Source organism: Sinomonas atrocyanea (genome assembly GCF_001577305.1).
GTDB classification, from domain to species: domain Bacteria; phylum Actinomycetota; class Actinomycetes; order Actinomycetales; family Micrococcaceae; genus Sinomonas; species Sinomonas atrocyanea.
Genome location: NZ_CP014518.1, coordinates 2841628 through 2855075, shown reverse-complemented (window position 1 = coordinate 2855075; position 13448 = coordinate 2841628). Strand labels below are relative to the sequence as shown.

At 71.2% G+C, this 13448-nt stretch carries 9 protein-coding genes; 6 read left to right on the top strand and 3 right to left on the bottom strand.

Annotated elements, in window-relative coordinates:
* Positions 1–5: 5 nt before the first annotated feature.
* Together SA2016_RS13120 and secA are read left to right on the top strand one after the other, a co-directional pair.
* On the top strand, positions 6–1265 hold the full coding sequence (locus SA2016_RS13120) for a winged helix-turn-helix domain-containing protein (protein WP_066498791.1): 1260 nt from the start codon (positions 6–8) through the stop codon (positions 1263–1265).
* A gap of 60 nt (positions 1266–1325) precedes the next feature.
* Positions 1326–4028, top strand: coding sequence for a preprotein translocase subunit SecA (secA, locus tag SA2016_RS13115; RefSeq protein ID WP_066498790.1), 2703 nt, complete (start codon positions 1326–1328; stop codon positions 4026–4028).
* Between the two features lie 76 nt (positions 4029–4104).
* Here the strand turns inward: secA and SA2016_RS13110 are convergent, their stop codons facing one another.
* Positions 4105–4635, bottom strand: a complete 531-nt coding sequence (locus tag SA2016_RS13110; protein WP_066498785.1) for an Rv3235 family protein — start codon at positions 4633–4635, stop codon at positions 4105–4107.
* A gap of 114 nt (positions 4636–4749) precedes the next feature.
* A complete protein-coding gene (locus SA2016_RS13105; protein ID WP_066498782.1) occupies positions 4750–5337 on the bottom strand; it encodes a LysM peptidoglycan-binding domain-containing protein in 588 nt (195 codons plus the stop codon).
* Between the two features lie 151 nt (positions 5338–5488).
* Between SA2016_RS13105 and SA2016_RS13100 the strand changes: the two genes are divergently transcribed.
* Complete coding sequence (locus tag SA2016_RS13100) at positions 5489–6049, top strand: hypothetical protein (protein ID WP_084249511.1); 561 nt, start codon at positions 5489–5491, stop codon at positions 6047–6049.
* Between the two features lie 78 nt (positions 6050–6127).
* On the opposite strand, the gene SA2016_RS13095 is transcribed toward SA2016_RS13100, so the two are convergent.
* A complete protein-coding gene (locus SA2016_RS13095) occupies positions 6128–6349 on the bottom strand; it encodes a helix-turn-helix domain-containing protein (protein WP_066498778.1) in 222 nt (73 codons plus the stop codon).
* Between the two features lie 149 nt (positions 6350–6498).
* Between SA2016_RS13095 and SA2016_RS13090 the strand changes: the two genes are divergently transcribed.
* Genes SA2016_RS13090 through SA2016_RS13080 form a run of 3 tightly spaced genes read left to right on the top strand, consistent with a single transcriptional unit; the run spans position 6499 to position 13427 of the window.
* Positions 6499–7140: a hypothetical protein gene (locus tag SA2016_RS13090; RefSeq protein ID WP_066498776.1), complete on the top strand. Its 642-nt coding sequence runs from the start codon at positions 6499–6501 to the stop codon at positions 7138–7140.
* Positions 7137–8465, top strand: coding sequence for a CpaE/TadZ family protein (locus tag SA2016_RS13085; RefSeq protein ID WP_066498773.1), 1329 nt, complete (start codon positions 7137–7139; stop codon positions 8463–8465). Before SA2016_RS13090 ends, SA2016_RS13085 begins: the two co-directional genes overlap by 4 nt.
* A gap of 54 nt (positions 8466–8519) precedes the next feature.
* Positions 8520–13427 carry an NAD-glutamate dehydrogenase gene (locus SA2016_RS13080; RefSeq protein ID WP_066498771.1) on the top strand — a complete coding sequence of 1636 codons (4908 nt, stop codon included), beginning with the start codon at positions 8520–8522 and terminating at the stop codon, positions 13425–13427.
* Positions 13428–13448: the final 21 nt, after the last annotated feature.

Below are 13448 nucleotides of genomic sequence, written 5' to 3'. Positions count from 1 at the left end.
ACAGCATGACGGCGCGGCTCACCCTCGCACAGGCACGCCGGGTCGCGCTCGCCGCGCAGGGCCTCAACCGCCCGCGCCCCACCGGCCCCGTGTCCGCCCGGGCACTCGTGCGCGCCTTCGAGGCGCTGCAGCTGGTCCAGATCGATTCCGTCAATGTGCTCGTCCGGAGCCACTACCTGCCGTTCTTCTCGCGCCTCGGACCGTATGACCGGCAGACGCTGGACCGCCTCTCGGCCCGGAGCCCGCGGCGGATGCTCGAGTACTGGGCGCACGAGGCGAGCTTCATCCGGCCCGAGCACTTCGACGCCCTGCGCCTGTGGCAGCGGCGGGCCTGGGTGGGCGCCCACGAGATGGACGCGGACGCCCGCGAGGACCTCGCTGCGCGCATCCTCGCGGTGCTCGGCTCGAGCAGGCCCCTCACAGCCGGGCAGCTGGCCGACCGCCTGGGGCATGTCGAGGAGCGCCGCCGCGACCAGTGGGGATGGAACTGGAGCGCAGTCCAACGCGTCCTGAGCCACCTCTTCGAAGCCGGCACGGTCGCCTCGGCGGGCCGGTCTGGCGCCTTCGAGCGCCGGTACGCGCTGACCGAGGACGTGCTGCCCCGGGCCCTGGTGCGCGAGGAAGGGCTGGGCCGGGACGAGGCGATCCTCGCGCTCGTGCGCTGCGCGGTCGAGGCACACGGGATCGGCACCGCGCGCTGCTTCGCGGACTACTTCCGCCTTCCGGTCCGCGCCACGGAATCCGCTCTGGCCGTCCTGGCCGCCGAGGGGAGCATCGAGGAGGTCCACGTCGACGGATGGGAGGGCAGGACCTTCCTCGCCGCCGGGCGCCCGATACCCCGCGCCGCGACAGGCAGGGCGCTCCTGAGTCCCTTCGACTCCCTCGTGTTCGAGAGGCGGCGCCTCGAGCGACTCTTCGGCTTCCGCTACCGTCTCGAGATCTACACGCCCGTGCAGCGCCGAGAGTACGGCTACTACGTGCTGCCCTTCCTGCTGCGCGATGCCATGGCCGCCCGCGTGGACCTGAAGGCGGACCGGAGCGCAGGGGTCCTTCTCGTGCAGGCCGCCCACGGGGAACCCGGTGCCCCGCCGGACACGGCAGGCGAGCTCGCGGAGGAACTGCGGCTGCTGGCAGACTGGTTGGAGCTCGACCAGGTGCGTGTGGCGGACCGCGGCAGTCTCGCCCCCGCGCTCGCCCGCGCCGTCGGGCCCGTCCGCGGAGGGCGGAACCTGCACGGGGTTCCGCGCGTGTCTCCCGTAGACTGAATCCCGCCGCAGCGCACGAGACGCTGCTGCACACGCCATTGACAAGGGAGCGAACGCCACGTGGCAAACCTTCTCGAGAAACTCCTGCGCACCGGCGACCGCCGGACGCTCAAGCAGCTGCGCGTCTACGCGGACGCCATCAATGCGCTCGAGGACGAGTTCAAGGCCTTCACGGACGCCGAGCTGCGCGCGGAGACGGACCGGCTGCGCGAGCGCCACACCGACGGCGAGAAGCTCGACGACCTGCTGCCGGAGGCCTTCGCCGCCGTCCGCGAGGCTGCCGGCCGCACCCTGGGCATGCGCCACTTCGACGTCCAGCTCATGGGCGGGGCGGCGCTCCACCTCGGGAATATCGCCGAGATGAAGACCGGTGAGGGCAAGACCCTCGTGGCGACTGCGCCCGCCTACCTCAACGCGCTGTCTGGCAAGGGCGTCCACGTGGTCACCGTGAACGACTACCTCGCGGAGTACCAGTCCGAGCTCATGGGGCGCGTGTACCGCTTCCTCGGCATCTCGAGCGGCTGCATCCTGGCCAACATGGACCCGGCCGAGCGCAAGAAGCAGTACGACGCCGGCATCACCTACGGTACGAACAACGAGTTCGGCTTCGACTACCTCCGCGACAACATGGCCTGGGACAGCAACGAGCTCGTCCAGCGCGGCCACCACTTCGCGATCGTGGACGAGGTGGACTCCATCCTCATCGACGAGGCCCGCACCCCGCTCATCATCTCCGGCCCTGCGCAGGGAGACGCGAACCGCTGGTACTCCGAATTCGCCAAGCTCGCCCTGCGGCTCGGCGAGGACGACTACGAGGTCGACGAGAAGAAGCGCACGGTGGGCGTCCTCGAGCCCGGCATCGAGAAGGTCGAGGACTACCTCGGCATCCACAACCTGTACGAGTCGGCGAACACCCCGCTCATCGGATTCCTCAACAATGCCATCAAGGCCAAGGAGCTCTTCAAGCGGGACAAGGACTACGTGGTCCTCGACGGCGAAGTGCTGATCGTCGACGAGCACACGGGCCGAATCCTGCCCGGACGCCGCTACAACGAGGGCATGCACCAGGCCATCGAGGCCAAGGAGGGGGTGGAGATCAAGGCGGAGAACCAGACCCTCGCCACCATCACCCTCCAGAACTACTTCCGCCTCTACGAGAAGCTCTCCGGCATGACGGGCACGGCGGAGACCGAGGCCGCCGAGTTCATGAGCACGTACAAGCTCGGGGTTGTGCCGATCCCCACGAACAAGCCCATGGCACGCATCGACCAGTCCGACCTCGTGTACAAGAACGAGATCGTCAAGTTCGACGCCGTCGTCAAGGACATCTCGCGCAGGAATGCGAAGGGCCAGCCCGTGCTGGTCGGCACGACGAGCGTCGAGAAGAGCGAGTACCTCTCGAAGGCGCTCGCGAAGGCCGGCGTCCGCCACGAGGTCCTCAACGCGAAGAACCACGCCCGGGAGGCCGCCATCGTGGCCCAGGCCGGCCGCAAGGGCGCCGTCACGGTGGCCACCAACATGGCCGGACGCGGCACCGACATCATGCTCGGTGGCAATGCCGAGTTCATGGCCGTGGCCGACCTCGCCGGGCGGGGGCTGGACCCCGAAGAGAACTCTGCCGAGTACGAGGCGGCGTGGCCCGCCGCGCTGCAGGCGGCCAACGAGGCCGTCAAGGCCGAGCACGAGGAAGTCCTCGCCCTCGGCGGCCTCTACGTGCTGGGCACCGAGCGCCACGAGTCCCGCCGCATCGACAACCAGCTCCGTGGCCGCTCCGGCCGTCAGGGCGACCCGGGCGAGTCGCGGTTCTACCTCTCGCTCACGGACGACCTCATGCGCCTCTTCGGCACTGGCGGTGCCGAGCGGCTCATGGCCTCGAGCCTGCCGGACGACACGGCGCTCGAGTCGAAGATGGTCTCCCGCGCGATCCAGTCCGCCCAGGCGCAGGTCGAGGGGCGCAACGCCGAGCAGCGCAAGAACGTGCTCAAGTACGACGACGTGCTCAACCGCCAGCGCGAGGCGATCTACGGCGACCGGCGCCGGATCCTCGAAGGAGACGACCTGCACGAGAAGGTGCAGTTCTTCCTCGAGGACACGCTCACGGCGATGATCGAATCGGCCACTGCGGAGGGCAACGGCGACGACTGGGACTTCCACGCCCTGTGGTCGAACCTGCGCACGATCTTCCCCATCTCGATCACTCCCCAGGACGTCATCGACGAGGCGGGCGGCAAGCCGCGCGTCACCGTGGAGATGCTCAAGGAGGAGATCATCTCCGACGCGAAGCTCCTCTACGCCGAACGCGAGGCCCAGATCGGACCGGACACGATGCGCGACCTGGAGCGCCGGGTCGTCCTGTCCGTGATCGGGCGGAAGTGGCAGGAGCACCTCTACGAGATGGACTACCTCAAGGAGGGCATCGGCCTGCGGGCCATGGCGCAGCGCGACCCCCTGGTGGAGTACCAGCGCGAGGGCTTCGCCATGTTCCAGACGATGATGGAGGGCATCCGCGAGGAGTCCGTCGCGTTCCTGTTCAACCTCGAGATCGAGCAGACCGAACAGGCCGAGGCACCGGTCCAGCCCGCGCGGCTCGAGTACTCGGCTCCCGCCGAGGACGGCACCACCGAGACGCACGTGGAGCAGGCCCGCTCGCGCGCCGCCGAGAACGGCGGCGGCTCCCGGGCGACCGGCCAGAAGCCCGCACAGAAGAAGGGCGGCTCGCGGCCGGCGTCCAAGAACGCTCCGGGGCGTCGGTCCAAGCGCTGATCCTTCAGCGGACGGCCGGCGGCCCATCTCTCGGGATGGGCCGCCGGCCTTTTCCGTCCGCTCTGCCCACGGTCCCTCAGCCGATTTCGAGCGCCGTGACCTGCCATCCCGAGCGGGCAGCCTCGAGGCGCAGTGCCACGGCGCGGCAGCGCGCGGCGTCCGCCACGACGACGGCGGCCTCGTAGAGCCCGGGTTCGATCAGGCTCGCGTGGGAGGACCTGATCGTGGTGGCACGGTGCGCACGTGCCGAGGGCCCCGAAGCCCCCTCCCGGGCGGCGCGGCTGAGGTCCGCCCGCAGCTGGACAGAGGCCAGCAGATCGCGGTGCAGCCACGGTGTGAGCTGCTGGACCGGCCGCGTCCCGGCGAGGACCTCCATCGTCGCCCGCGTGATCGCTGCCGCGAGCCTGCGCACCTCTTCGCCCTCATGCGCGCCAGGGAGTGCGCGCAGACGCCTGGCGGGGCGCTGTGCCGGTTCGGCGGCGAGTGCGGAGGTGCCCGAGGTCCTCGGTGTGCCCTTCCCCGGATCGGGGTGCGCGCGGTGGAGGCGCAGTACGTCCTCGGTGCGGGGGCCGGTCTCGACGAGTTGGGGCAGGGTGCGTGGAGCCATGGCGGTGAGGTCCTTCTGGTGGGGCCGGCGCAAGGGCGCGCGGCAGGGAGGGCTGCCCCGGTACTCGTGGGCGCGGTCCGGCGGAGGCTGCGCCTTCGCCGTTGGTCCCGGGTCTCAGCGCGGCGGGACGAGAATCTGGCCCGGGCGGATCAGATCGGGATTGCCGCCGATGATTCCGGCGTTGGCCTCGTACCAGGACGGCCATGCCTGCGCGATGTCGAGGTCGGTGGCGCCGGCCCCGAGATGGCGCGCCACGATGGTCCACAGGCTGTCGCCCGGGCGGACCTCTACCTGTGAGGTGTGGGCCGGCGGGCGCAGAGGCTGCTGCACGAGCGGGCCCGGATCTGTGGGCGGGGCGGCGGGCACCCAGCCTGCTTCCGGGGCCGGCGGCGCGACGGGAGCGGACGCCGGAGTGCCCTGCACCGCCGCCGCCGGGCCCGAGGCCGCGGGACGCCAGGCCGGGTCGGGGAGGCTGTCGGCGTGGGCGGCGGGCACAGCGACGAGGCCCAGCCCCAGCATCGCCATCGCGAGGCGCCGCATGAACGCTGGCGCGAAGCTGCCCACACGCCGGGACGCCGTCGACGCCCCGGCGGCGGCGAGCAGGGCCGACGCGATGGCGAAGCCCATGGACAGCAGCCACCAGGCCACCACCGCGAGGCCGACGAGGCTCGCGACGAGGCCGAGGAGGACGGTGTTCTCCATGGTCCCCCCTCAAACGTCTTCTTCAGGCCTATTTGATGCTGTTTGATGCCATTTGGTGCGCTTTGCAGCGTTGAAGCAAGTTTGATCATGATGGCGGCGGTTTGTCGAGAGATCTTCCTCAATGGGTCGTCGACGTGAAGGGAGCGGTAGGGTGAGCGCCATGCGCTGGGACAACCTGTTCTCCGACTTCGAGGCGCAGCTCGCTGCCGCGGGCCAGCTGGAGCTGGAGGCGCAGGTGGCCGACCTCGCGCGGGCCGAAGCCGCCGGGATAGGCCTCGCCGAGCGGCTGCGGGGCCACGGTGCAGCGCCGCTCGCGCTCCTGCTCGCCGGTGGGGTCCGGTTCCGGGGACGTCTGGCCCACGTCGCGTCCACCTGGCTCGCCCTGGATTCCGGCCCCTACTCCGTGCTCGTGCCGCATCTCGGCATCGTGACCATCGAAGGGCTCGGACGTGCGGCCGTTGCCGAGGGCTCCGCGGTCCGGCGCGCGCTGTCCCTCGGCTCGGGACTGCGGGCGATTGCGCGGGATCGCTCTCCCGTGGCCTGCTTCGTGGACGCGGGAGCAAGCGAGCCGCTCACGGTCGCGGGCACGCTCGATACCGTCGGCGCGGACTATGTCGAGATCGCTGCGCCGCGGGCGCACGATGGGGGAGCAGCCCGCGGGCTGCGGGTCGTGCCCTTCGCACGCCTCATCGCGGTCCGCTCGGGCGGCTAGCGCGGGGCTGGCAGGCTCGCCCGCTCATGGGGCGCCCGTGGCGGGCGCCGGCGGTCGGCAGGGCGTCCCCGGGACCAGTCAGGCGCCGGTGTGGTCCCGCCGGTTCTCGGCGAGCATCCTCTCGGCTTTGGCGTAGCTCTCCTGGATGTACTCCTCGAGCTTGACGTCCTCGACGCGCCACTGACCGCGTCCGCCCACCTGGATGGCCTTGAGCTCGCCGCTGCGCACGAGCGCATACGCCTGGGCTGCGCTGATCTGGAGCTGATCGCAGACATCTGCGAGCGTCAGGAAGCGGGGCATGGATCCATTCTGCCACCGCCCTGGAGGGGACCGGGGCAGTTATCCACAGTTTGGCGCGATGGTGCCCTGTGACTTGGGTCCGGCGCCGCTCCCGGCGAGAATGGCGCCGGGGGGCCGGCTGGCGGCCTGCGTACTGGAGGGGGAGAGCAATGCCTGCTGCCGATGGGGCTCGCGGGGCCCGGCTGGCGAAGCCGTCATGGAAGGACCCGCGCCTGCTGGTCGGGCTCCTGCTCGTCGCGGCCTCGGTCGCAGGGGTAGTGGCGCTCGTCGACTCAGCCCAGAGGACGGTGGCGGCCTACGCCGCGAAGGAGGACATCGCCGTCGGCCAGACGGTCGATCCGAGCAGGCTCGTCCGCGTCGACGTCCGCCTCGGGGATGCGGAAGGACGGTACCTCACGGCGGGGCGCCTGCCGGAGGGCAAGGTGGCGCTCCAGCGGGTGTCCAAGGGCGATCTCGTGCCCGCGTCGAGCCTCGGCGAGCCGCACGCCGTCGACCGCAAGCCGGTCTCGATCAGCGTGGCGCAGCCGCTGCCCGCGGAAGCCGCGGCGGGATCGCGGGTCGACGTGTGGGTTGCCCTGCCGGACGGGAGGAACGGATTCTCCGAGCCCAAGCGCCTCGTGACCGGCGCCGAGATCGCCCACATCGAGACGGCCTCCTCGGCGCTCGGCGGAACCCGCGAGACGACTGTCCTCGTGCTCGTCGAGGATGCGAAGCTCGCCCAGGTCCTCGGCGCCCAGGCGAACAGCGCGAAGGTCTCGCTCGTGTGGAACCCCGCGGGCGGCTCCCGATGAGCATCCCCGTCGTCACGGTCGGGGCCGGCCAGGCCGAACTCGTCGGGTCCCTCGAGCGCCTGCACGGGCCGGTCACCGTGGTGCGGCGCTGCTCCGAGCTCGCCGAGCTCGTCGCGGCCTGCCAGACGGGCCTGGCCAGGGCTGCGGTGATCGCCGGCGCCACCCAGGAGGTTACCGCGACCCTCGTCGACAGGCTCGGAGCGGTCGGGGTCGCCCTCGTGGGCCTCACCGACGACGACGCCGAGCGGGTGCGGCTCGCCGGACTCGGAGTGCTCGCGGCCTCCGAGGCCGTTCCCGCCCAGGAGCTCGCCCGCCTGATCGGCCAGGCCGTCGAGGCGGCTGCAGCGCTCGGTCCAGGACGGCCCGGGTCCTCCTTCGCCCTCGCCGGGGCGCCGCCCACCTTCGGTGCGGATGCGGATGCGGACGCGGATGCGGAGGATCCGGAGGAGGGGCCGGAGCCGGGCGAGCTGGGACAGATCATCGCGGTCTGGGGCCCGATCGGCTCGCCGGGCCGGACCACGATTGCCGTCAACTGTGCCGCAGAGCTCGCCGCGGACGGCCGCAGCGTGATCCTCGTCGACGCCGATACCTACGGCTCCTCCGTGGCGGCCGCACTCGGCCTCCTCGACGATTCGGCCGGCCTCGCCCAGGCCTGCCGGCTCGCGGACCAGGGCCTCCTCGACCGCGCCTCCCTCGAGCGCGTCGCGAGCCCGGTCGTCACGGGCGCAGGCACGCTCCGCGTCCTCACAGGCCTCACCCGGGCCGACCGCTGGCCCGAGCTGCGCGCGGCCGCCTTCGGTTCCGTGCTCGAACGCTGCCGGGAACTGGCCGAGTTCGTCGTCGTGGACCCCGGATTCTGCCTCGAGGCCGATGAGGAGCTCAGCTTCGACACCATGGCGCCCCGCCGTAACGGGGCGGCCCTGCGCGCGCTCGAGCTCGCCGACCGCGTCCTGGCCGTCGGTTCTGCCGACTCCATCGGCATGCCCCGCCTGGTGCGTGCGCTGGCCGACCTCGAACAGGCTGTCCCGGGCGCGGTGCCCACGGTCGTGTTCAATCGGCTCCGAGCGTCCGCCGTGGGGCGGTTCCCGGAGCGTGCGCTGCGGGATGCATGGGAGCGGTTCGGCCCCGGACTGCCCATCGCCGCGATGGTGCCGCACGACGCCGAGGCCGCGGACGCTGCGCTGCTCGCGGGCCAAGTGCTCCTGGAAGCGGCCCCCGAGTCTGCGATGCGGCACAGCATCGCAGAGCTCGTGTGTGCACCTCGACAGCGAAATCGAAGATTCGCTGGCCTACGTGCCAAAGCTGGCTCGGCAGCACCGCGCTAGGCTCGGATCAGAGGGCTGCGAGGTGGCAGCCACATGCACCGGAGGCGAGCCAGAGTGTCGACAGGTACTGCCCAGCAGACCCCGTTCCCATCAGCGGACCAGGAAACCAAGTTCCTCGCGGACTACTACGAGCACCTGGCCGAGGAAGACCGGCAGGCGTACCCCGGCGAAGCCCTTGCGGACCGGGCCCGCGAGCACTGGGCGGTCGCCGAGGGCCGCGAGACGGGCACCGCGAACATCGCCGTCGTCGACGAGGGCGGCCGCAGCGTCGTCTACATCGTCACGGACGACATGCCCTTCCTGGTCGATTCCGTCAGCGCGGAGCTCGGGCGCCAGGGCGCACCCATCCATCTCGTCGTGCACCCCATGTTCGTGGTGACCCGCCGCAAGAGCGACGGCGGCCTCGTCGCCGTCCAGCGCGTGCCCGCCCAGTGGGGCATGTCGAGCGGCGACACGGCCACGATGCCCCTGCTGAGCGCTCTCGTCGCCGACGGCGACAACGCCACCCACATCGAGTCGTGGATCGCCATCGAGACGAACCGCGCCTCCGCGGCAGCCAAGACGCAGCTCGTGGACGGGGTCCGCCGCGTCCTCGGCGACGTGCGCGCGGCCGTGGAGGACTGGCAGCCCATGCGCTCCAAGGCGCTCGAGATCGCCGAGGGCCTCGGCTCCGTCGCCGGCGCCGAGGACATCCCCGACCTCGTCCCCGCGCAGGAGCTCCTGCGCTGGCTCGACGCCGGGAACTTCACGTTCCTCGGCTACCGCGAGTACGACCTCACGACGGTCGACGGCGAGGACGTCCTCGAGCTGGTCGAGGGCAGCGGGCTCGGGCTGCTCCGGGGCGACGCCGGGCACGCGCTCCAGCACCTCACCGTCGAGGGGCAGGAGCACGCCCGCGAGCGCAGGGCGCTCGTGATCACCAAGGCCAACTCCCGCAGCACCGTGCACCGGCGCGCCTACCTGGACTACATCGGCATCAAGCGCTTCGACGCGGCGGGGAAGGTCGACGGGGAGCGCCGGTTCATCGGGCTCTTCGCCTCGAGTGCGTACACCCAGTCCGCGCGGACCGTCCCGATCGTGAAGGACAAGATCGAGAAGGTCATGCGGAGCTCGGGCTTCCCCGCCGACTCCCACTCGGGCAAGGACCTCCTCGCCATCCTCGAGACGTACCCGCGCGACGAGCTCATGCAGATCGACACGCAGACGCTCCTCGACACCGTCACGAGGATCCACCGGCTGCAGGAGCGTCGCAGGACCCGGCTCTTCCTCCGACCGGACATCTACGGACGGTTCATGAATGCGGTCGTGTACCTGCCCAAGGACCGGTACAACACGGCGGTGCGGCGCCGCATCGAGCAGGAGCTCGGGAAGGAGTTCCACTCCGACTCGATCGACTACGACTCGCACATGAGCGACTCGGCGCTTGCGCGGCTGTACTTCCGCATCCGCCTGCCGAAGGCGACTAGCGCTGCCGATCTGCGCGCCGTCGACCGGGACGCCCTCGAGCAGCGCCTCGTCACCGCGACGCGCTCCTGGAGCGAGGGCATCGCCCAGGTCCTGCACGAGAACCGGCCCCTCGAGGCTGCCGAGCACCTCGCGGCCGTCTGGGGTGAGGCGTTCCCGGCCTCCTACCGGGTGGACTTCACCATCGAGGACGCGCTCGAGGACATCACGCGCTTCGAGGACTACGCCGCGAGCCGCGCCGCCGGCGCTGCGGAAGCCGCCGCCGAGTCCGGCACGGGCGAGCGGCCGGCCGTCTACGTCTACCTCCCGCAGGGCGACGGCGAGGCGCTCGAGGAGGACGCCCGGGTCAAGCTCTACCTCTTCGAGCCCCGGAGCCTCAGCCAGATCCTGCCGTACTTCCACAACCTCGGCCTCGAGGTCCTCGACGAGCGCCCGTTCGAGATCGAGACGGGCGACAGCCGGGAGTTCTTCCTCTACGACCTCGGGCTGAAGTACCCGGCCGGGATCGACCCCGTCTCCACCGGTGACCTCCTCGCCGAGTCGTTCGGGCAGGCGCTCGCGGGGGAGACCGAGTCGGATAGCCTGGACCGCCTCGTGCTGAGGGAGGGCCTGCGCTCCCGCCAGACGCAGATGCTGCGCGCCTACGCGAAGTACATGCGCCAGATCGGGAACTCGAACTCCTTCGGCTTCATCGCCGACACCCTCCTGGGCAACGCAGAGGTCACCCGGCGCCTGGTGGGGCTCTTCGAGGCCCGCTTCGACCCCGAGCTCTCCGACGAGGAGCGCGCCCGCCGCAGCGCCCAGGTGAAGGAGGAGCTCGGCGCCGCCCTCGAGCAGGTCCCCACGCTGGACGCCGACCGCCTCCTGCGCGCGTTCATCAACCTCATCGAGTCCACGCTGCGCACTAACTACTACCTCGGCCGCCCGTACCTGAGCTTCAAGTTCAGCCCGGGCCTGATCGAGGGCCTCCCCTCGCCCAAGCCGGCGTACGAGATCTGGGTGTACTCCCCGCGCGTCGAGGGCGTCCACCTCCGCTTCGGCAAGGTGGCCCGCGGCGGCCTGCGCTGGTCGGACCGGCGCGAGGACTTCCGCACGGAGATCCTCGGCCTGGTCAAGGCCCAGGTCGTGAAGAACGCGGTGATCGTGCCCACCGGCGCCAAGGGCGGTTTCTACGCCAAGCGGCTCCCGGACCCGGCGCAGGACAGGGCGGCGTGGCTCGCCGAGGGCGTGGAGAGCTACAAGACCTTCATCCGCGGCCTGCTCGACATCACGGACAACCGGGTCAGCGAGGCCGCCCCGGGCGCGGCCGGGGACGAGGCGGCGGTGACCGAGAAGGTCGTGCCGCCGGCCGGCGTCGTGCGCCACGACGACGACGATTCCTACCTCGTCGTCGCGGCGGACAAGGGCACCGCGAGCTTCTCCGACATCGCCAACGGCCTCTCCCAGGAGTACGGCTTCTGGCTCGGCGACGCCTTCGCCTCCGGCGGCTCCGTCGGCTACGACCACAAGGCCATGGGCATCACGGCACGGGGCGCGTGGGAGTCGGTCAAGCGGCACTTCAGCGAGATCGACGTCGACACCCAGGCCGAGGACTTCACCGTGGTCGGCGTCGGCGACATGTCGGGGGACGTCTTCGGCAACGGGATGCTCCTCTCCGAGCACATCCGGCTCGTGGCGGCCTTCGACCACCGCCACATCTTCCTCGACCCGACGCCCGACGCCGCGGCCTCCTTCGCCGAGCGGCGGCGCCTGTTCGACCTTCCGCGCTCGTCCTGGGACGACTACGACCGGGACCTGATCAGCGCCGGCGGCGGGGTGTACCCGCGCACCGCCAAGTGGATCCCGGTCACGGACGAGGTGCGCCGGGCGCTCGGCCTGCCCGAGGGGACCACGCAGCTGAGCGTCCCCGAGATGCTCCGGGCGGTGCTGCTCGCACCGGTGGACCTCTTCTACAACGGCGGGATCGGCACGTACGTCAAGTCCAGCGCCGAGACGAACGCAGAGGTGGGCGACAAGGCCAACGACGCGATCCGCGTGGACGGGCGCGACCTGCGGGTGAAGGTGGTCGGCGAGGGCGGCAACCTCGGCTTCACGCAGCAGGGCCGGATCGAGGCCGCGCTGCAGGGCGTCATCATCAACACGGACGCGATCGACAACTCGGCCGGCGTCGACACCTCCGACCACGAGGTCAACATCAAGATCTTCGTCGACCGCATGGTCGCCGCGGGGAAGCTGCCCGCCGAGGAGCGGGCTGCGTTCCTCGCCACCATGACGGACGAGGTGGGGCGCCTGGTGCTCGCGGACAACATCGACCAGAACATCCTGCTCGTGAACGACCGCGCCCGCGTCGTGGAGTGGAGCCCGAGCTTCGAGCGCCTCATGGACTGGCTCGAGGAGGAGGCCGACCTCGACCGCTCGCTCGAATCGCTGCCGACCACCGCGCAGCTGCACAAGCGGCTCGAGCAGGGGCAGGGGCTCACCGCCCCCGAGCTGTCGGTCCTCGTCGCCTACGCCAAGATCGAGCTGACCGAGGCGCTGCGGGACAGCGACCTCGCCGACGATCCGTGGTTCCGCAGCACGCTGCGCGAGTACTTCCCGGTCGAGCTGGCGGAACGCTTCGACACGGACCTCGACAGCCACCCGCTGCGGCGCGAGATCATCGCCACGGTGGTCGCGAACGACATGATCAATCTCGGCGGCATCACGTTCGCCTTCCGCACCATCGAGGAGACCAGCGCGACGCCGGCCGCGGTCGCCAAGGCGTTCGTCGCGCTGCGCGAGGTGTACCGGCTGGACGAGATGACCGAGGCGCTCAACGCGTTGCCGGCCTCGTTCCCGACCGAGCACTGGACGGCCATCCACCTGGACATCCGCCGGCTCCTGGACCGGGCGGTCCGCTGGCTCATCCACCAGGGGGCCACCGGTGGGCCGATCGCGCAGGTCGTCGAGGACTACGGCACGCCGCTGGCGGCCCTGCGCGCGAGGCTGCTCGAGTACCTGCGGGGCCAGGACGCCGAGCGCGTCGCCGCGTGGCTGGACCGGGCGCGCTCGTGGGGGCTGCCGGAGGAGCTCGCCCACCGCTGGGCGGAGCTGTTCGAGAGCTACGCGCTGCTCGACGTCGCCCGCATCGCCCAGACCAGCGGTGCCTCGATCGAGCAGGTCGCCGGGGTGTACTACACGGTCTTCGACCGGTTCCGGGTCGACGGGCTGCTCGAGCGCATCACCGCCTTGCCGCGCCGGGACCGCTGGGAGGCGCTCGCCCGGGCCGCGCTGCGCGATGACCTCTACAGCACGGTGGCCGACTTCACCCGGTCGATCATGGACGCCGCGCCGGACACGCTCGAGCCCGAAGAGCGGCTGGCCGTGTGGGAGGAGGAGAACCGCGAGCAGCTCAACCGGGCGGCGGCGATGTTCGCCGAGGTCAACTCCCTCGAGCGCGACGACATCGCCTCGCTCTCGGTAGCATTGAGGCTGCTGCGGTCGATCGTGCGCTCGTAGGGCGCGGACGCCGGAGGCCGC